The 18459-nt window shown below is 63.4% G+C and carries 15 protein-coding genes and 3 tRNA genes; 7 read left to right on the top strand and 11 right to left on the bottom strand.

The features are described from left to right. Positions 1 to 81 precede the first annotated feature (81 nt). The 4 genes from OCI36_RS06480 to OCI36_RS06495 form a co-directional block, all read right to left on the bottom strand. Positions 82 to 573 (bottom strand): hypothetical protein, encoded by a 492-nt coding sequence (locus OCI36_RS06480; protein WP_261664260.1) that lies wholly within the window; start codon positions 571 to 573, stop codon positions 82 to 84. Continuing rightward, on the bottom strand, positions 563 to 1492 hold the full coding sequence (locus OCI36_RS06485; protein WP_261664261.1) for a YgfZ/GcvT domain-containing protein: 930 nt from the start codon (positions 1490 to 1492) through the stop codon (positions 563 to 565). The genes OCI36_RS06480 and OCI36_RS06485 overlap by 11 nt, the downstream gene beginning before the upstream one ends. Positions 1493 to 1582: 90 nt before the next feature. Then, complete coding sequence (gene hemA / locus OCI36_RS06490; RefSeq protein ID WP_261664262.1) at positions 1583 to 2680, bottom strand: glutamyl-tRNA reductase; 1098 nt, start codon at positions 2678 to 2680, stop codon at positions 1583 to 1585. A 286-nt stretch (positions 2681 to 2966) separates the two neighbouring features. Next, complete coding sequence (locus OCI36_RS06495; protein ID WP_261664263.1) at positions 2967 to 3797, bottom strand: uroporphyrinogen-III synthase; 831 nt, start codon at positions 3795 to 3797, stop codon at positions 2967 to 2969. A 90-nt stretch (positions 3798 to 3887) separates the two neighbouring features. Here OCI36_RS06495 and der point away from each other — a divergent pair, with 90 nt between their 5' ends. Further along, the gene (gene der / locus OCI36_RS06500) at positions 3888 to 5213 is read left to right on the top strand and encodes a ribosome biogenesis GTPase Der (RefSeq protein WP_261664264.1); all 1326 of its coding nucleotides are present in this window, start codon (positions 3888 to 3890) and stop codon (positions 5211 to 5213) included. A gap of 121 nt (positions 5214 to 5334) precedes the next feature. Here der and OCI36_RS06505 read toward each other — a convergent pair whose 3' ends face one another. The 6 genes from OCI36_RS06505 to OCI36_RS06530 form a co-directional block, all read right to left on the bottom strand. Continuing rightward, a complete protein-coding gene (locus tag OCI36_RS06505; protein ID WP_261664265.1) occupies positions 5335 to 5769 on the bottom strand; it encodes a hypothetical protein in 435 nt (144 codons plus the stop codon). A gap of 149 nt (positions 5770 to 5918) precedes the next feature. Continuing rightward, positions 5919 to 8015 carry an elongation factor G gene (gene fusA, locus OCI36_RS06510; protein ID WP_261664266.1) on the bottom strand — a complete coding sequence of 699 codons (2097 nt, stop codon included), beginning with the start codon at positions 8013 to 8015 and terminating at the stop codon, positions 5919 to 5921. A 141-nt stretch (positions 8016 to 8156) separates the two neighbouring features. Beyond that, complete coding sequence (rpsG, locus tag OCI36_RS06515) at positions 8157 to 8633, bottom strand: 30S ribosomal protein S7 (protein ID WP_261664267.1); 477 nt, start codon at positions 8631 to 8633, stop codon at positions 8157 to 8159. Positions 8634 to 8795: 162 nt separating this feature from the next. Next, complete coding sequence (gene rpsL, locus OCI36_RS06520) at positions 8796 to 9176, bottom strand: 30S ribosomal protein S12 (RefSeq protein ID WP_261664392.1); 381 nt, start codon at positions 9174 to 9176, stop codon at positions 8796 to 8798. A gap of 332 nt (positions 9177 to 9508) precedes the next feature. Continuing rightward, positions 9509 to 11374, bottom strand: coding sequence for an ABC transporter ATP-binding protein (locus OCI36_RS06525; RefSeq protein ID WP_261664268.1), 1866 nt, complete (start codon positions 11372 to 11374; stop codon positions 9509 to 9511). Continuing rightward, positions 11371 to 13278, bottom strand: coding sequence for an ABC transporter ATP-binding protein (locus OCI36_RS06530; protein WP_261664269.1), 1908 nt, complete (start codon positions 13276 to 13278; stop codon positions 11371 to 11373). The genes OCI36_RS06525 and OCI36_RS06530 overlap by 4 nt, the downstream gene beginning before the upstream one ends. Positions 13279 to 13689: 411 nt before the next feature. Here OCI36_RS06530 and OCI36_RS06535 point away from each other — a divergent pair. From OCI36_RS06535 to rpmE, 5 genes are all read left to right on the top strand, one after another. Then, positions 13690 to 13765: transfer RNA gene (locus OCI36_RS06535), tRNA-Thr, on the top strand. Positions 13766 to 13803: 38 nt separating this feature from the next. Then, a tRNA-Tyr gene (locus tag OCI36_RS06540) sits at positions 13804 to 13889 on the top strand. A 19-nt stretch (positions 13890 to 13908) separates the two neighbouring features. Further along, positions 13909 to 13983 (top strand) — tRNA-Thr (locus tag OCI36_RS06545). Positions 13984 to 14130: 147 nt separating this feature from the next. Further along, positions 14131 to 15348: an elongation factor Tu gene (gene tuf, locus OCI36_RS06550; protein WP_261663289.1), complete on the top strand. Its 1218-nt coding sequence runs from the start codon at positions 14131 to 14133 to the stop codon at positions 15346 to 15348. A 178-nt stretch (positions 15349 to 15526) separates the two neighbouring features. Then, positions 15527 to 15742 carry a 50S ribosomal protein L31 gene (gene rpmE, locus OCI36_RS06555; RefSeq protein ID WP_261664270.1) on the top strand — a complete coding sequence of 72 codons (216 nt, stop codon included), beginning with the start codon at positions 15527 to 15529 and terminating at the stop codon, positions 15740 to 15742. A gap of 213 nt (positions 15743 to 15955) precedes the next feature. Here the strand turns inward: rpmE and OCI36_RS06560 are convergent, their stop codons facing one another. Next, the gene (locus OCI36_RS06560; protein ID WP_261664271.1) at positions 15956 to 17818 is read right to left on the bottom strand and encodes a 30S ribosomal protein S1; all 1863 of its coding nucleotides are present in this window, start codon (positions 17816 to 17818) and stop codon (positions 15956 to 15958) included. A gap of 242 nt (positions 17819 to 18060) precedes the next feature. Between OCI36_RS06560 and rpsP the strand changes: the two genes are divergently transcribed. Further along, a complete protein-coding gene (gene rpsP / locus OCI36_RS06565) occupies positions 18061 to 18309 on the top strand; it encodes a 30S ribosomal protein S16 (RefSeq protein ID WP_261664272.1) in 249 nt (82 codons plus the stop codon). The last annotated feature ends 150 nt before the right edge of the window (positions 18310 to 18459 follow it).

Below are 18459 nucleotides of genomic sequence, written 5' to 3' on the forward strand. Positions count from 1 at the left end.
TCTCTCCACACAAAAGGCACGGGCGCTGGGTCCGTGCCTTTTGTGTTGTTCTACTAACGGTGAGACACCAGGGGGAAACGCTCAGAGCAGACGGGCCCAGTGGCCCAGCTGCTGCCAGCCCAGGCCATAGGTGACAGCTGCCAGCGCGGCCAATGCCACTGCCAGCCCCGGGCGCGGCAGCGCGGCGCAGGCCAGCAGCCAGGGAATCGCTGGCGCTGCCGCCAGCCCGAAAGCCGCCGCCAGCAACTGGGTGCGGCGCTGCCGGGCGGTGCCGCCTCGACCGAGTGCCTGACGCAATTGCCGGCCACTCAGCCAGAACATCAGGGTGGCCAGCGCGGCGGCCAGGCCCAGCAGGGTCAGCGGTACGGTCTCGGCCCCCAGGTCCAGCGGCCGCAGCCACAGGCCAATCAGGCCCAGCACAGCCCCCACGGCGGCGGTCAGCCCGAAGGAACTGCCGTAAGCTTGCCGGGCCGCTCGGACCAGCTCCACCGGATCAGCAGTAGAGAGCCCGGCGGTCAGCTGCGCCAGCTGGCGAGTCAGGGGCCCGCTTGGTCCTGCCGGGTCAGCGCTCATCGCCGGACGGAAGGGAACCGGCAGCCAAGGCCACCGGCTGGCCGTTCACAGTCAGGGCCGCATCTGCAGGCAGGTCCAGCCGCAGGCGGCACAGCGCCAGGCCGCCGGCTTCCAGTCCAGTCTGGCCTACGGTCCGGCTGCCCGACTGCACCTCACTGCGCACCGGGGTGCCGGCCGGCACCTGCAGCCGGCTCAGGCCGTAGCGGGCCTGGCCCCGGGCCTCCAACCGCGCCATGATTTCCTGCCCCACATAGCAGCCCTTGCGGTAGCTGATGGCCGGCAGCGGCCCACCGAGATCCAGGCCCACCTCCTGCGGCAAAAAGCCCAGGAAGCCGTCGGCCACCGGGTCGGGCAGGCCCGCCGCCACCCGCGCTGCTTGCAGGTCGTCCCAGGACCGCTCGCTCAGGGTCAGGCCGGCCCGCAGGTGTTCCAGGACCTGCGCCTCCTGCCGGGCCAGATAGTGCAGGTCCAGCCCGGTCTGCCCACTGCGGTTCACCGCGCCCAGCAGGACCTGCGCTTCTCCCAGCTGAACGGTCCAAGCGGCACCGAGTTGAGCGGCCTCCTGCGGCCAGCCGGCCAGCTGCGGGGCTGCGGGCCAGCGGCCCCACAGATGCAAGGTCCGCAAGTCGTCACTGAGGTCCTCAATTTCCACCTGATCGAAGATGACATAGCGGCGCAGCCGGGCAGCCAGCTCGGGCGCTTGCCCGGTGTCCAGATGCAGGTAGATGTCGTTAGGGCGGCGGTAAATCCGGGCAAACTGCTCGGTCTGCCCACGCACGTTCAGAAAGCAGGCGGCCACATAGCCGGGCACCGGGCAGCTGCGCAGGTCGTTGGTCATCTGCCCCTGCACAAAATCGAGGCGGTCGGACCCGGTAACCCGCAGCGCACCCGACGGCACGGGGGTGAAAAAAGTGCTCATGGCCCCAGCCTAGAGCATGCAGCCCGGGGCAAGTCTGGCCGGTGCCCCTATACCATGCCTCATGCCCTGCAGCCTTGCCGCCAGCGCTGCTCAGCCGGCCAGGGCCGCCGCAGCCGCACGGCGGCGCAGCTGGGCGTCGCGGGTCAGGTGCCAGCGCAGCAGCTCGGCCACGGCCTCGCGGATGATGGCCTCCGCCTGCGGCAATGTGGAGCGGCGCCATTCCAGGTTGCGCGCCACGATGCTGTTCAGATCGTCGAGGTTATAAAGATAAGCTCCCGGCACCTCCGCAATGTCGGGCGCCAGGATTCGCGGCAGGCTGATATCGAAGAAGAACAGTGGCCGGCCACCGCGTTGCTGCAGGGCCTGCCGGGCATCAGCGCCCTGCACCACCCAGTGCGGTGCGGCCGCCGAAGCGATCACCACATCCGCCTGTGGCAGGGCACGCTGCAGCTCCTGATAAGGGCAGGTGCGCCCACCCCAGCGGTCGGCCAGTGAGCGGGCCCGCTCCTCGGTGCGGTTGACCACCAGCACGTCCGAAACCCCGGCGGCCCGCAGGTGGGTCATGGTCAGCTCGGCCGTTTCACCGGCGCCCAGAATCAGGGCGGTGTGGCCCTGCAAGTCGCCCAGTACCTCGTGCGCCAGTTCCACCGCGGCGCTCGACACGCTGACCACCCGGTCGCTCAGCCCGGTTTCGCTGCGTACCCGTTTGCCGGCAGCCAGCGCACTCTGCACCACCTTGTTCATCAGGGTGCCGGTGGCCTGGAAGCTGCCAGCTTCGGCCAACGCCCGCTTGACCTGACCCTGAATCTGGGTCTCGCCCACCACCAGGCTGTCCAGGCCAGCCACCACCCGGTAAAGATGCTGCACCGCGTCAAGCTCATGGTGCAGATAGAAATAACCCGTAAAGTCACCCTGGAAAGCCTGATTAAACGCCGCTTCCAGCGAGCCGTGGACCCCGGCCAGATAAATCTCAGTGCGGTTACAGGTGGCGACCACCATCACTTCGTCGGCGTACTCGCGCAGGGTGCCGTACAGCACCCCGGCGCCCTGCACCGGCACAGCCGCCTGCTCACGGACCGAGACCGGCGCCGTTTGATGGTTCAGGCCCACCACAGCGAAGTCGAGGGTGGGATGCGGGTTGGCAGCGGTGCCCAGCAAAGACTGGGCCGTGGGACAAGTCAGCAGCAAAAGAGTCCTCCACGAAACGGAACAGAAAGAAAGCAAGTAGAGCGTGGGCCGAGCAGCTGGGCTGGCAGGCCGGCCGGGGCCGGACGTCAGCGCGGAACAGTGAGGGCGGCGCCAGCGGCGACAGGGGCCAGAGCAGGCAGGCACGCCCCAAAAACAGCCACCAGCATACTCCAGTTTTCAGGGGGCGGCCGTCCCAGACTGACCGTTCAGACAGCGGCCTGGACGCACTTTTTTGTTTCCTACCGGTCGGGCGGGCCGCTTTTTGAGAGGCTTCTCCTCCCCCCTCTTAGGCGGGTTCGCCCAGAGCGGCCAGCAGTCCTTCCACCGACGGCTCCGCCGCCTGCCGCACCCGGGCAAAGCCTGCCGCGCGGGCTGCCTCTGCCGTCTGGTTTCCCATCGCCAGAATGGGCAGCGCTGTGCCCAGCTGCTCGGCCAGGCCCGCCGCCGCTCTACCGGAGGCCACCACCACCCAGTCGGCGCCGGTCAGGTCCCGCCGGGCCTCGGCCGAGTAGTGGACCGCCTGTGAGCGGTACAGGTCCAGCCGCCGGTAAATGGTCCCCCGGTCAGCCAGCCCCCGCTGCAAGCGGTCACGGCTGCCTTCGCCGGTCACATGCAGCACCTGCTCGCCGGGCCGGGAAGGCAATTCAGCGGCCAGCGAGTGGGCGTCGGCCTGCCCCGGCACGAAGTCGGGCGAGCGGCCCCAGCGGGCCAGCGGCCGGGCGGTGCCCTCCCCCACTGCCGCCACCCGCAGGCCTGCCAGCGCCGCTGGGCTCAGGTGCAGTTCCTCCAACCCCTGAATCAGGCTGCGCGCCCCCTGTGGGCTGGTCAGCGCCAGCCAACTGTAAGATCCCAGGTTACGCAGCTGCTCCGCCCTTCCGGTGGGCACAAAAGTCAGCCCCGGCCAGAGCGCTGCCTGCCAGCCGGCGGCCCGGGCCAGGCGGGTCAGGCGCTGGCCGCCGGCGCCAGTCAGGGTCACCACGATCCGGCCGTGAGCGGCAGCGGCCGGGGGCATGGGGTCAAGTGGGGCGTGATCCGGGGGCGGTTCCTGCATGGCCCCAGGGTAGATCACGCCCGCGCTCACAGCCAGGTCAGGCAGCTGTCCTTTATAGTGAACCACCACATCTCCGCGCAGTAAGTGCCGGCGCGGACAGCGGCGAGGCCCCCGCATAGACGCGCTGGGAGCCTCGGCACCGAAAGGAGCGTCTATATGCATAAAGTAGCTATTGTGGGCCGGCCCAACGTGGGCAAGTCCAGTCTGTTCAACCGCCTGATTGGCCGCCGCGAGGCCGTGGTGGCCGACTTTCCCGGTGTGACCCGTGACGCCAAGGAAGCCGTCATGCTGCACCACAACCACCGCATCACCCTGGTGGACACCGGGGGCCTGTGGAGCGGTGACGAGTGGGAAATGGTCATCCGCGAGAAAGCCGAGTGGGCGCTGGAAGGCGCCGACGCCGTCATTTTCGTGTTGGACCCCCGCGACGGCCTGAGTGCCGCCGACTACGAGGTGGCCGACTGGCTGCGCCGGCTGGGCAAGCCGGTGGTGGTGGTCGCCAACAAGATCGATTCGCCCAAGCACGAGCCCTATCTGGCCGAACTGTGGGCGCTGGGCTTCGGTGAGCCGGTTGCCATCAGCGCCGAGCACGCCCGCGGCCTGGACGACCTGATGGACCGCGTCATGGAGCACCTGCCCGAAGACGAGGGTGACGTGTCAGAAGTGGCACCTATACGCATCTCGCTGATCGGGCGGCCCAACGTGGGCAAATCCAGCCTGCTGAACGCCATCACCCAGTCGGACCGCGCCATCGTGGCCGATGTGCCCGGCACCACCCGCGACAGCCTGGACGTGGAGTGGGACTACGGCGGCCAGCGCTTCGTGCTGGTGGATACCGCCGGTATCCGCAAAAAGCCCGACACCGCCATTGAGGACTACGCCATTCAGCGTTCGCAGGCCGCGATTGAGCGCAGTGACCTGATCTGGCTGGTGCTCAACGCCAACGACCTGGGCGACCATGAGCTGAAGCTGGCAAACCTGGCATACGACAGCGGCAAGCCAGTCATCGTGGTGGTCAACAAGTGGGACCTGGTGCCTGACGAGGAACTCAAGCGCACCGAAAAGGAGCTGGACCAGAAGCTGTTCCACATCGCCTATGCACCGCGGGTGTACACCAGCGCCATCAACGACTACGGCATCCACGACATGCTGGCCGAGGCCATGAAGCTGTACGACAAGTGGCAGTCCCGCGTCCCCACCGCCGAGCTGAACCGCTGGCTGGAAATCTGGCAGATCAAGCACTCGGTGCCCAACTTCGGGGGCCGGCCGCTCAAGATGTACTTTATGACCCAGGTGGAAACGGCGCCGCCTACTTTTGCCATCTTCTGCAACCGCGCCGACTACGTGACCCGCTCCTATGAAGGCTTTATCCAGAACCGCATCCGCGACGACCTGGACCTGGCCGGCGTGCCGGTGCGGCTGAAGTGGAAGGAAAAAGGCCCTTACAAGAAAGGGCGCAAGGGCCAGCAGGCCGAGGAATAAGGCCCCGGGGAGCAGGACACCCTACAAGACAAGGCGAGGAAAGCGTGATGGGCCGCTTCCTCGCCTTTTTCTTTGGGGTGCCGAGCCAGGCTAAGGCCAGCAGCCCCCAGCCTTTCAGAACTCAGCAGCCGAAATAGGCGCGCACCTGCGGCTGGAAAGCCCCGTACAGCAACGCCAGCCCGATAAAAGGGCCGAACGGCAGGTTCAGCAGCGAGAAGACGCCGATCAGGATACACATTACCCAGGCCCAGCCCCGGCCGTCTTTGACGCCTTCTAGCACGTAATAAGCCAGCAGGGTCAGGGCCATCAGCAGAAAGAAAGTGGTCCAGAGCGTGGTCTGGAGCATAGCCGGGGTCAGTTCCACGTCCATGCCCATCTGCGGCAGGGTGGCCTGAATCTGGGCAATCAGTTCCTCCTGCGCAAATGGCAGGCTCAGCAGGCCGATGCTGTTGCTGATCAGCTCAATCGTCAGGGGCAAGGTCAGCCATTTCAGCTGGCTGGGAACCGGGCGGCGGGAAGCATCGGGGGTCTTATCGGGGGTGTTCTGGCGGGTCATTCCTAGCAGTTTAACTGCCTTAGCGGTCAGCGGCAGGAACCGGCTTCGCAAAAGGCGGCCGACCCTAACGAAATAAAAACCCAAGAAAATAAAAAAGGGAGCCGCTCTCCCTGCGCGGGAAAGCGGCTCTCCAGGAAAAGCGGGAGGCCTTACTTCTTGATCAGTTCCTGGGCCAGGTTGTTGGGCACCTGGCTGTAGTGATCGAAGAACATGGAGTAGTTGGCACGGCCCTGGGTCATGGAGCGCATGTCGGTGGCGTAACCGAACATCTCACTCAGGGGCACGAAGGCCTTGACCAGCTGCGCGTTACCGCGGGCTTCCATGCCCTGCACCTGACCGCGGCGGCTGTTCAGATCGCCGATGATGTCGCCCATGTACTCTTCCGGCACGGTCACTTCAACGCGCATCACGGGTTCCAGGATGGCCGGAGCGCCCTTCTGCACCGCGTCCTTCAGCGCCATGGAGCCGGCGATCTTAAACGCCATTTCCGAGGAGTCCACTTCGTGGTAGGAGCCGTCATACAGGGTAACCTTCAGGTCCACCACCGGGAAGCCCAGCATGGGGCCGCTCTGCATGGCTTCTTCGATACCCTTCTGGGCAGGAGCGATGTACTCCTTGGGCACGGTACCGCCCACCACGGCGTTTTCGAACACGAAGCCTTCGCCGGGCTGCAGGGGTTCAGCCTTGATCTTCACGTGGCCGTACTGACCACGGCCGCCCGACTGACGGGCGAACTTGCTGTCCACGTCCACCGGCTTGGTGATGGTTTCGCGGTAGGCCACCTGGGGCGCGCCCACGTTGGCTTCCACCTTGAATTCACGCTTCAGGCGGTCCACCAGGATTTCCAGGTGCAGCTCGCCCATGCCGGCGATGGTGGTCTGGCCGCTTTCGGCATCGGTTTCCACCCTGAAGGTGGGGTCTTCTTCGGCCAGCTTGCTCAGGCCCAGGCCCATCTTTTCCTGGTCAGCCTTGGTCTTGGGCTCAATGGCCAGCTTGATCACGGGTTCGGGCACGTCAATGCTTTCCAGCAGCACTTCGGGGTCACCGTCACCGATCAGGGTGTTACCGGTACCGGAGTCCTTAAGCCCGATCACGGCGCCCAGCTCGCCGGCCTTGAGGGTATCCACTTCTTCGCGGCTGTTGGCGTGCATCTTCAGCAGACGGCCTACGCGTTCGCGCTTGCCCTTGGAAGCGTTGTAGATGTAGCTGCCCGAGGTCATGGTGCCCGAGTACACGCGCACGAAGGTCAGGCGGCCCACGTAAGGGTCAGCCATGATCTTGAACGCCAGCGCGGCCAGGTGGCCTTCCGGATCGGCTGGGAAGTCCATGGTTTCGCCCTCGGTGTCCACCACGGTGCCCTTGATGGGGGGCACGTCCAGGGGGCTGGGCAGATAATCCACCACAGCGTCCAGCAGCAGCTGTACACCCTTGTTCTTCAGGGAGCTGCCGCACAGCACGGGGAAGATCTGCTTTTCGACGGTGCCCTGACGCAGGGCAGCCACCAGCTGTTCCTCGTTGGGCTCTTCGCCTTCGAGGTACATCATCATCAGTTCTTCGTCCACTTCGGCCGCGGCTTCGATCAGCTGGCTGCGCATTTCTTCAACCTTTTCGCTGTACTCGGCCGGCACATCTTCCTCGCGGATGTCAGTACCCAGGTCGTTGGTGTAGAAGTAAGCGCGGCGGCGGATCACATCAATGATGCCCTTGAAGTCGTTTTCAGCGCCCATCGGGTACTGCACGGGAGCGGGAATAGCGCCTAGGCGTTCCTTGATGTCGTTGATTACCAGTTCGAAGCTGGCGCCGGTCTTGTCCATCTTGTTGGCGAAAGCGATACGGGGCACGCCGTAACGGTCAGCCTGCCGCCACACGGTTTCGCTCTGCGGTTCCACGCCCTGAGAAGCGTCGAACACGGCCACAGCGCCGTCCAGCACGCGCATGGAGCGTTCTACTTCAATGGTGAAGTCCACGTGTCCGGGGGTATCGATGATGTTGACGGTGTAGACGTCGTCGGTGCCGGAGCGGGTCCACTTGGCAGTGGTAGCGGCGGCGGTGATGGTAATGCCGCGCTCGCGTTCCTGCTCCATCCAGTCCATCTGCGAAGCGCCTTCGTGGGTTTCGCCGATCTGGTGAATGCGTCCGGTGTAGTACAGGATGCGCTCGGTGGTGGTGGTCTTGCCGGCGTCAATGTGCGCGGCAATCCCGATGTTACGGAAGTTCTGCAGGTAATTCTGGGCTTTGGTGGTCATAGACTCCCTCATCTTGGCAGCCCTACGTGATCAATCTGTCACGCGCTGCACGTTAAAGCGTTCAGGCTGAACATCTTCTGCAAGAAGGGCAGGGGCCAGGAACCAAGACTGGCCTGCTTTCCCCTGCCCCAGCTGCAGCGATTACCAGCGGTAGTGGGCGTAGGCGCGGTTGGCTTCGGCCATGCGCTCCACGTCGTCTTTTTTCTTCATGGCGCCGCCACGGCCTTCGGCAGCGTCCATGATTTCGCCGGCCAGACGCTCAATCGCGGTGCGCTCGGGGCGGCTGTTGGCGGCGTTTACCATCCAGCGCAGGGTCAGGCTCTGCTGGCGGCGGGGATTCTTATCGAACTCCACAGGCACCTGGTAGGTGCTGCCGCCCACGCGGCGGCTGCGCACTTCCACGCGGGGCTTGATATTCTCAAAGGCTTCCTTGAAGACCTTGAGGGGCTCCTGGCCGGTGCGTTCCTGGATCAGGCGGCAGGCTCCGTAAAAAATACGGCTGGCCAGGTTCTTCTTGCCGTCCTGCATCAGACGGTTGATCATGGCGCTCACCAGCACGTCCTGGTAAACCAGGTCGGGCTGCAGTTGGCGCACTTCTGCTCTACGGCGACGGGACATTCAGTTTTCCTCCTTGGAGAAAGTGGGTTAGGGAAAGGGAAAATTCAGGCTTTTACGGCACTGCCGGAAGCTGCATAGAGGCAGATGGCCGGGGCGGCTGCGGCAGCAGGGAAACCCAGGCGTCACGCTTTAGAAGGCGCTGGCCCGGGCTGTCCCGGCTGATTATTTGGCCGCTTTGGGCTTCTTTGTGCCGTACTTACTGCGGGCCTGGTTCCGGTCCTTCACACCCTGGGTGTCCAGCGCGCCACGGACGATGTGGTAACGCACACCGGGAAGGTCCTTCACACGGCCGCCGCGGATCAGCACCACGGAGTGTTCCTGCAGGTTGTGGCCTTCACCGGGGATGTAGGCGGTCACTTCATAGCCGCTGCTCAGGCGCACACGGGCAATCTTACGCATAGCCGAGTTGGGCTTTTTGGGGGTGGTGGTTTTCACCACGGTGCACACGCCACGGCGGAAGGGGCTTCCCTTCAGAGCGGGCACTTTGGTCTTCTTGGCAACGGTCTTACGACCCTTACGGACAAGCTGCTGTACAGTTGGCAGTTCAATCACTCCTATCTGGGGCTGGAAATATGCCTTCACCCTCGCGAGCGGAGCCGCTGTGGCTCTCTCTTCCTGTCAGCATCCAGGTGAGCGGTGTGGCTGCCGAAACCGTGGACAGAGCAACCCGTCTGGCCCAGGTTCAACCGAAGCATTTTAGCGTCATTCTGGAAGCCGAATCAAGAGCCGGGCGCCGGTAGTGCGCAGTTTCTGGGGGCCGTGGCCGGGTACGCCAGACAGAGCCAGGCAGAGAGCAGGGGTGGGAAGCCCGATCACTCCGGTTTCCCCGCCCCTGCTCTCTGCGCCCCTACTCTCTGCGCTTCTTTCTCGCCTGCTCAGGCCAAGCGGCTTTGTCCGGCGTACTGCAACTGCTGCAGGCGGGAGTAATAGCCGCCCTGCGCCAGCAGTTCCTGGTGGCTGCCCTGCTCCACGATCCGGCCCCGGCGCATCACCACGATGCGGTCACAGCCTTCGATGGTGCTGAGGCGGTGGGCGATGATGATGGACGTGCGGCCCTGCATCACCCGCTCCAGCGCCGCCTGAATGCGCAGCTCGGTTTCGGTGTCCACGTTGGCGGTGGCTTCGTCCAGCACAAGAATGATGTCGGGATTCTGAAGCAGCGCCCGCGCAAAGGCCAGCAGCTGTTTCTGGCCGGTGCTGAGGCCGGCGCCGCGCTCGCGGACTTCGGTCTGGTAGCCACCCGGCAGGCTCATGATGTAGTCGTGCACGCCCACATAGCGGCAGGCTTCCTCAATCTGGGCCTGGGTTACCGCCGGGTTGCCCAGCGAGAGGTTGGAAGCGATGGTGCCGGCAAACAGGAAGACATCCTGCAACACCACGCCCACATGCCGGCGCAGGTCATGCTGGCGCAGTTCGCGCACATCGTGCCCGTCCACCTTGACGGCGCCGCGCTGCACATCGTAGAAGCGGCTGATCAGGGCAGTCACGCTGGTCTTGCCGGCCCCGGTCGCTCCCACCAGCGCCACGCTTTCGCCGGGGCGGATATGCAGGTCCACACCGCGCAGAATCCAGCGGGGATCGTCGTCGGGGGTGTCGGCGGTGACGTCCGCGTCGTAGGCGAACCAGACATTTTCCAGGTCAACCCGGCCTTCCAGCTGGCCCAGCGAGGCGGCGTCCGGCCGGTCGGTGATCTCTTCCTCCTCGTCCAGCACCTCGAAAATGCGCTCGCTGGAAGCCATCGCGGCCTGCAGGTTGTTGAATACATCTGCCAGGTCCTGAATCGGCTGGAACAGCTGCTGGGTGAACTGCACGAAGGCGAAGATGGTCCCCACCGTTACGCCGGCGACCACGCCTGCAGCCTGATCCTGCAACAGGAAATAGGCGGCGAAGTACACCACCAGCGCCACCGCCAACTGGCCCAGCAACGCCACGGTGGGCATGAACAGCGAGAACCACTGCACCGAGTTGGTGTGCGCGGCCAGCAGGTTGCGGTTGGCATGGTCAAAGTCCAGCGCCGAGCGGGCCTCACGCCCGAACAGCTGCACGGTCATGGCCCCGGAGATGTTCTCGTTCAGCTGGGTGTTGACGATGGCCTGCTCTACCCGGGTGCGGCGAAAAGCCTGGCGCATTTTGCCCCGGAAAAAATTGGTGGCCCAGTACATCAGCGGCAGCACCGTAAAGCTGATCAGGCTGAGGCGCCAGTCCACACTGAGCATGATCCACACGTAGGCCAGAATCAGGAACACCGAGTTGATCAGGCTGACCAGGCCGCCGGTAATGAACTGGTTGATGGCGTCCACGTCGCTGGTCACGCGGGTAATCAGCCGGCCCACCGGGTTGCGGTCAAAGTAGGAAAGCTGCAGGCGCTGCAATTTGCCGAACACGTCGGCGCGGATATCGCGCAATACATTCTGGCCCAGGTAACCGATTGCCAGGGTGGAAGCGTACTGCACCACAAAATCCAGCACGCGCAGGCCCATATAGCCCAGCGCCACGGTCAGTAGGCCCTGGTACAGCGCGGCCGTATCCAGACCCCGGTCGCGCTCGAACGGCACCAGATAGGCATCGATGGCATGTTTCTGAATCAGGGCAAACTGCGGCTGAATCAGCGAGTGGGCCAGGGTCAGCACCACTGCGCCCAGCGCCAGCATCAGGTAGGGCCGCACGTAGCGCAGAATGCGCCGCACCAGCGCGAAGTCCAGATCCTGGGTTTCAGGTTTCAGCGTTTCGGGGCGGGTCATGCGGTTCCTCCTGCACGGACGGGGATGGGCGGCGCCGGTTGCTCGGCAGGCTTATCATCATCGTCGTGCTCGACATCGCTGCTGAGGCTCTGGAGCCGGTCCAGCTCGGCGTAGTGGCCGCCCAGGGCCAGCAGTTCCTCGTGGCTACCCTGCTCGGTCAGGCGGCCCTCTTCCAGCACAGCGATGGTGTCAGCGTGCCGCAGCGTGCTGATGCGGTGGGCAATCAGAATCACGGTGCGGCCCTTGCTCACTTCACGCAGGCCCTCGATGATGCGGCGCTCGGTTTCGGTATCCACCGCGCTGAGGCTGTCGTCCAGAATCAGTACCCGTGGCTCGCGGGCAATGGCGCGGGCAATCGCCGTGCGCTGCCGCTGGCCCCCACTCAGGGTGACGCCGCGCTCGCCGAGCATGGTGCCATAGCCCTCGGGAAACTGCTCCACGTCGCCAGCCAGCCCGGCCAGCTCGGCGGCGCGGTGAACCTGGCCCTCGTCGGGACGCTGGGGAATCAGCGGCGGCTCAGGAACGTCCAGCACGCTGACGCCAGTCGGAATCACCGGCAGGCGCTCGCGCTCCAGGCCAAAAGTGATGTTGTTGGCCAGGGTATCGCTGAACAGGAAGGGTTCCTGCGGCACCACGCCGACTGCCTCGCGCAGCTGCTGGGTCGGAATGGCCCGCAGGTCGCGGCCGTCCAGTTCTACCCGGCCCTCACTGGGGTCCACCGCACGGGTAATCAGGTGAGCCAGGCTGGTCTTGCCACTGCCGGTCGGGCCGGTGACGCCCAGAAAAGTTCCCGCCGGAATATGCAGGTTGATGTCGTGCAGCACCTCAGCGGAGCCGTAGCGCAGGGTCACATGTTTCAGGTCCACCTCGCCGCGAATAGGCAGCGGCGGGGCAGCTTCCTCGGGAATCCGCACCACTTCCGGGCGGGCGTCGAACAGTTCGGCCAGCCGGCGCCACGACGCCAGCCCCCGCTGCGTGACCGAGGTGATCCAGCCGGCCATCAGCATCGGCCAGGCCAGCCGGTCCAGGGTGCCCACAAACTGCACGAACATCCCTACCGTAAAGCCGCCATTGCCCTGCAGAATCTGGCGCCCCCCCACCAGCAGCACCAGCCCGAAGGCCAGGCCCAGCAGCAGGGTCGCAAACGACCGCAGCGGCCCATCCACCTTGGTCAGAGCGATATTGCGGCGCAGCAGTTCCAGGTTCATGGCCCGGTACTCTTCCAGCTCACGTTCTTCCATCGCGTAACCCTTGACCACCCGCGCCCCGCTGAAGTTCTCCTGCGACTTGGCAGCGATCAGGCTGTTCTGCTCCTGCACCCAGGTGTGGCGCACATTAATCATGCGGGCCAGCACATACAGAGCCCCGACGATGATCGGCATAATCGCCACCACCACCAGGGTCAGCTGCCAGCTCAGCGAGAACATGACAGCCAGACTGGCCGTAAAGGACGCCGCGATATTCACGATCTGCCAGGCGCCAAAGCCCAGCATTTCCCGCACCGAACCCAGGTCGCCGGTCAGGCGGTTCATCAGGTCACCGGTGCGGGCCCGGTCAAAATAGGCCTTGTCCAGCGTTTGGAGGTGCGCGAACAGGTCGCGGCGAACCTCGTACTCAATCTGGCGCGAGGCCACGATGATCTGCCGGCGCATGACCAGCGTCAGCGCACCCGACACCAGCGAGGCCAGCACGATGCCCAGCGAATACCAGCCGATCTGCGTCAGGGTGATGGCCGCCAGGCTGCCGCCCTCAACCCGCGCCGTCAGGCCGTCGATGATCAGGCGGATAAAGTAAAAAGGCAGCAGCGCCGCCAGGTTGGACAGCATCACGGCCCCGATACCAATCAGGTACTGCCGGCAGTGCCGGTAAAGATAAGCCCACAGTGCTCTCAGGTTTCGGTCCATCTATTCTCCTTTACCGGACCGCGCACCCGGCAGTCCACAGCGCCTCGTGGCTTGCAGCTTCTCGCCGCAGATGGCTCCTTCTTCTTCTCTTTGCCGAACTTCTCTACCGGCCTGATATGTCTCGTCCGCCGCAGCCGACTCAAGAGGTTTAGTGTAGTGCGGTCAGGCTCCTCTGTCCGTGCTCCGGCTTGCAGAGGTGGTCTCACCTGTCCCACCTGGGCTAATAGCCGCCGGCCAGAGAGAGATTGAAGAAAATTGTGGCCGGAAAAATAGGAAGTGTTGACACGCCTGGGCGCCGGTGTTACTATCTCCATCCGGAAGTGAGCGAGGGCCAAAGGAGGCCGGCAGCAAGCTTCTGACCTGGGACCCCGCTCGGTTCACCGGGCTGCAAGGTTGAAACAGGGAAGCCAAGCCACCCTAGCTCAACTGGTAGAGCACCCGACTTGTAATCGGAAGGTTGGGAGTTCAATTCTCCTGGGTGGCTCCAAATCATATGCGGAGCCGAAGAATAACTGAATGCAGCATGGGTAGGTGGCCGAGTGGTTAAAGGCGACAGACTGTAAATCTGTTCTCGTACGAGTACGGCGGTTCGAATCCGCCCCTGCCCACCACCACCTTCAGAGGTGTACTGCTCCTGTAGCTCAGAGGTAGAGCACTCCCTTGGTAAGGGAGAGGTCGTCGGTTCAATTCCGACCAGGAGCTCCAGACCGTGACTTGCCCTAGAAAGCAAGTCACTTTTTTTGGTCATACTGCGCAGTGGGCCAAGCTGACACAGCCGGTGTTTTTAGGAGCAGAGGTTGTGTATTCTAGTAAGGCTTACCCGCCAGCGGGTAAAGAACCCAGGAGGAACATATGGCAAAAGGTACGTTTGAACGCACCAAGCCCCACGTGAACGTGGGCACCATCGGACACGTTGACCACGGTAAGACTACCCTGACCGCGGCCATCACCTTCACCGCTGCTGCGATGGACGACACCATCGAAACCCTGGCTTACGACCAGATCGACAAGGCCCCTGAAGAAAAGGCCCGCGGTATCACCATCAACACCAGCCACGTCGAATACAACACCGAAGGCCGTCACTACTCCCACGTGGACTGCCCCGGTCACGCCGACTACGTCAAGAACATGATCACCGGCGCAGCTCAGATGGACGGCGCCATCCTGGTCGTCAGCTCCGCTGACGGCCCTATGCCCCAGACCCGCGAGCACATCCTGCTCGCCCGTCAGGTCGGCGTGCCTTACATCGTCGTGTTCATGAACAAGGTCGACATGGTCGACGACGAAGAACTGCTCGAGCTGGTCGAAATGGAAGTTCGCGAACTGCTCAGCAACTACGAATTCCCCGGCGATGATCTGCCGATCATCAAGGGCAGCGCCCTGAAGGCTCTCGAAGCCCTGCAGGCCAACCCCAAGACCGCCCGCGGCGAAGACGAATGGGTGGACCGCATCTGGGAACTGCTGGACGCGATCGACTCTTACATCCCCACCCCGGAACGCGACACCGATAAGAGCTTCCTGATGCCTGTCGAAGACGTGTTCACCATCACCGGCCGCGGTACTGTGGCGACCGGCCGTGTGGAGCGTGGCATCGTGAAGGTTGGCGACGAAGTGGAAATCGTGGGTCTGACCGACACCAAGAAGACCACCGTGACCGGCGTGGAAATGCACCGTAAGCTGCTGGATCAGGGCATGGCGGGCGACAACGTGGGCGTGCTGCTGCGCGGTGTGAACCGTGACGACGTGGAACGCGGACAGGTGCTGGCCAAGCCCGGCAGCATCACCCCGCACACCAAGTTCGAAGCCAGCGTGTACATCCTGAGCAAGGACGAAGGTGGCCGTCACAGCGCGTTCTTCGGCGGTTACCGCCCCCAGTTCTACTTCCGGACCACGGACGTGACTGGCGTGGTGGAGCTGAAAGAAGGCGTGGAAATGGTGATGCCCGGTGACAACATCGAGTTCACCGTGGAGCTGATCAAGCCCATCGCCATGGAAGAAGGCCTGCGCTTCGCCATCCGCGAAGGTGGCCGCACCGTCGGCGCCGGCGTCGTGACCAAGGTTATCCAGTAACTTTAGCGACGTCTTGAGGGGAGGGGGCTATGCCCTTCCCCTTTTTAATTTTGCCGTTTTATTCTTTGGTTGCCGGTAAAATTGCCTCGCAATCTGAAGCTGCAAGCAGCCCTGCAGCGAGCTATGATATAATTTCAAGGTTCAAGATCACGCACCAGACGTGGTCAAGGAGGAAACCATGAAGAATGATCTGCACCCCAAGGCCGTCCCCTGCAAAATTATCTACCAGGGCCAGGTCGTGATGGAAACCCTGTCCACCCGCCCCGAAATTCACGTGGACGTGTGGAGTGGCTCGCACCCCTTCTGGACCGGCGAAGAACGCTTCGTTGACACCGAAGGCCGTGTGGAGAAGTTCTCCAAGCGCTTCGGCGACAGCTACCGCAAGCGCAGCTAAGTTCCAGGCAGAGCAAAAGAGGAGGCCAGTTGGCCTCCTCTTTTTTTGCTTTCTCTCACTCTGCAGTTGATCTGGCTTTGTAGTGACAGCCTTTAGTCGCCTAACTCCTCAACTATATGGGCAGAGGCCGTCGCAGCAACATAAGAGGAAGGGCCAAGCATTACGCTTGGCCCTTCCTCTTGATCATTCCCAATCAGGAATAGACTTCAGCTCTTACTGATTTTCAGTATCGCTGCTGTCGTACCCTTCTGTCAGCTCTACAGCTTCTCCGGGGGTCATCTTAGGCGATTCGGCGTCGGGAATACCGGGCACCTTTTCGACCTGGCTTTCATCGGCCGCCTTCTCGCTCTTATCGCTGTCGGAGGTCATGCCGAACTGCGCGAACAGGTCAGCGTAAACGTCGCCCAGCTTGGTGCTGATCTTGCCGCCCTGGCTAGCATCTTTGGCCGAGTAGTTGTAGTCGGAACCACGGCCACCGCGGCCGCCACGTCCTCCACCACCACCACTGTAGCGGTCGCTGCGGCTGCCGCCACCCTGGCTGACGAAGTCACGGTTGCCACCTTCGCGGGGAGCCGGGCCGCCACCCAGCGCACGGCGGCGCGACAGGCTAGCGCGCTGCTCAACAGGATCAATGTTCAGGATGACGGCTTCAATCTCGTCGCCCTTCTTGAACAGATCAGCCGGGTTGTTCACACGCTGGGTATCCAGTTCGCTGATGTGAATCAGACCCTCGATGCCTTCTTCGATTTCCATAAAGACACCGAAGTCAGTCAGGCCAGTCACGTGACCCTTCACCGGGGTGCCGGGCGGGTAACGGTCGGGCAGGGCACTCCAGGGATCATCCGTGGTCTGACGAATACCCAGGCTGATGCGGCGCTCCACCGGGTCCATTCGCAAGATCACGGCCTCGGTTTCTTCGCCTTCGGTCAGCACTTCATTGGGGTGACGCACGCGCTTGGTCCAGCTCATTTCGCTGACGTGCACCAGACCTTCGAGGCCGGGTTCCAGTTCGACAAAAGCGCCGAAGTTGGTCAGGTTGGTGACCTTGCCCTTGACGCGCTGGCCAATGCTGTAGCGGTCCATGGCACCTTCCCAGGGATCGTTGGTCAGGGCCTTCATGCTCAGGTTGATACGCTCGCGGCTTTCGTCCACGTCGATCACCTGCACCTGAACCTTATCGCCCACCGACACCACTTCGCGCGGGTGATTGAAACGGCCATAGGTCAGCTCGCTGCGGTGCACCAGACCGTCGATGCCGCCCAGGTTCACAAACACACCGAAATCGGTGATTTCCACCACGGTGCCTTCAAATACGGCTCCGGATTCCAGGTGGGTCATGGTTTCCTGCTTGGCCTGCTCCTTCTGGGCATCCAGAATGGCGCGGTGGCTGATGATCACGCGGTTGCGCTTGCGGTTCAGCTCAATCAGCTGCACCTGCAGGGGCTTGCCAACGTAAGGATCCAGATCGTTGACGCGGCGGGTGTCCACCTGGCTGGCCGGCAGGAAGGCGCGGATGCCTTCGACCTGGGCCACCAGACCACCACGGACCTTTTCCAAGACATCAACTTCGAAGGTCTGGCCTTCTTCCTGCATCTTCTCCAGCACGCGCCAGCCCTTGTTCTGGTCAGCGCGCTTCTTGGAGAGAACAATCTGGCCGGTGGTCATGTCCACACGCACTACGTAAGTGGTGATGGGATCGCCAGGCTTGTACTGGGCCTGGGCTTCCTCGGCAGTCATTGGCTCGTCGCCCAGCTGGGTCAGGGGCACAATGCCTTCCACCTTGGCGCCGATATCCACGGCGATGCCTTCGGAACCGATAAACACCACGGTGCCGTCAACAATATCGCCACGGTTGACGTTCTGGGGCTCCTGAGCTTCGCTCGCCAGCACGTCTTCCATGGTCATTTCGGGGTAATCGCGGTCATCGCTCTGGGCAGCCTGGGGCTGGGCCTGTTCGGTCTGAACCTGCTCCTGCTCCTGCTCCTGCTGCACATCACTCTGGGTCGCGGTCTCGGTGCCCATATCGGGCTGAATCGTCCCGCCTTCCTGGGCGGGGGTCTGGGTCTTATCTTCCATGAACTCCTAATCCTCCTGGATATAGCCAGCGCGTCTAGGCGCGGCAACACCTCAGCCTAGCATCTGGCCGGGGCAGGGGCAAGGGAAAACCCCACTGCACGCCGCAGCTCTGCTTGCAGGCTCAGGGGCGCCTCTGCTAAGCTGCTGCGGTGCGCTTTTTGCGTGGCTGCTGGTAAGGCGCATAGTTCCGCTTCTCCTACAGGCGGACACACCCTCAAATCCAAATTCTTGAGGCATTTACTATGGTTAAGATTCGTTTGTCCCGTTTTGGCTCGGCCCACAACCCCCACTACCGCATCGTCGTTGCCGATGCCCGCCGCCCCCGTGACGGCGGTTACATCGAAAACCTGGGCTACTACGACCCCCGCAAGAAGTCCGAAACCTTCCTGAAGGTGGATGTCGAGCGTGCGCAGCACTGGCTGGAACAGGGCGCTCAGCCCACCGCCACCGCCCGCCGCCTGCTGAAGTCCCAGGGCGTGCGCGTCCGCTGATCCTGGACAGATGGAGGCCGCAGAGGCTTCCATTCCTGGAACCGCTCCCCCGGGGGCGGTTTTTTTGGCAGCTGACCAGAAGGTCTGGGGCAGGCGCCCAGCCTCAGGGACTCCCCCGTTTCTCCGGCCGGGCGCAGCGTGCCACTATAG

The organism is Deinococcus sp. Marseille-Q6407 (assembly GCF_946848805.1).
GTDB lineage: Bacteria > Deinococcota > Deinococci > Deinococcales > Deinococcaceae > Deinococcus.

Coding starts and splice junctions, on each gene's coding strand:
- der (WP_261664264.1), top strand. CDS start 3,888: ATGCATAAAGTAGCTATTGTGGGCCGGCCCAACGTGGGCAAGTCCAGT.
- tuf (WP_261663289.1), top strand. CDS start 14,131: ATGGCAAAAGGTACGTTTGAACGCACCAAGCCCCACGTGAACGTGGGC.
- rpsP (WP_261664272.1), top strand. CDS start 18,061: ATGGTTAAGATTCGTTTGTCCCGTTTTGGCTCGGCCCACAACCCCCAC.
- OCI36_RS06485 (WP_261664261.1), bottom strand. CDS start 1,492: ATGAGCACTTTTTTCACCCCCGTGCCGTCGGGTGCGCTGCGGGTTACC.
- OCI36_RS06480 (WP_261664260.1), bottom strand. CDS start 573: ATGAGCGCTGACCCGGCAGGACCAAGCGGGCCCCTGACTCGCCAGCTG.
- rpsG (WP_261664267.1), bottom strand. CDS start 8,633: ATGTCCCGTCGCCGTAGAGCAGAAGTGCGCCAACTGCAGCCCGACCTG.
- OCI36_RS06505 (WP_261664265.1), bottom strand. CDS start 5,769: ATGACCCGCCAGAACACCCCCGATAAGACCCCCGATGCTTCCCGCCGC.
- OCI36_RS06525 (WP_261664268.1), bottom strand. CDS start 11,374: ATGACCCGCCCCGAAACGCTGAAACCTGAAACCCAGGATCTGGACTTC.
- rpmE (WP_261664270.1), top strand. CDS start 15,527: ATGAAGAATGATCTGCACCCCAAGGCCGTCCCCTGCAAAATTATCTAC.
- OCI36_RS06530 (WP_261664269.1), bottom strand. CDS start 13,278: ATGGACCGAAACCTGAGAGCACTGTGGGCTTATCTTTACCGGCACTGC.
- OCI36_RS06560 (WP_261664271.1), bottom strand. CDS start 17,818: ATGGAAGATAAGACCCAGACCCCCGCCCAGGAAGGCGGGACGATTCAG.
- fusA (WP_261664266.1), bottom strand. CDS start 8,015: ATGACCACCAAAGCCCAGAATTACCTGCAGAACTTCCGTAACATCGGG.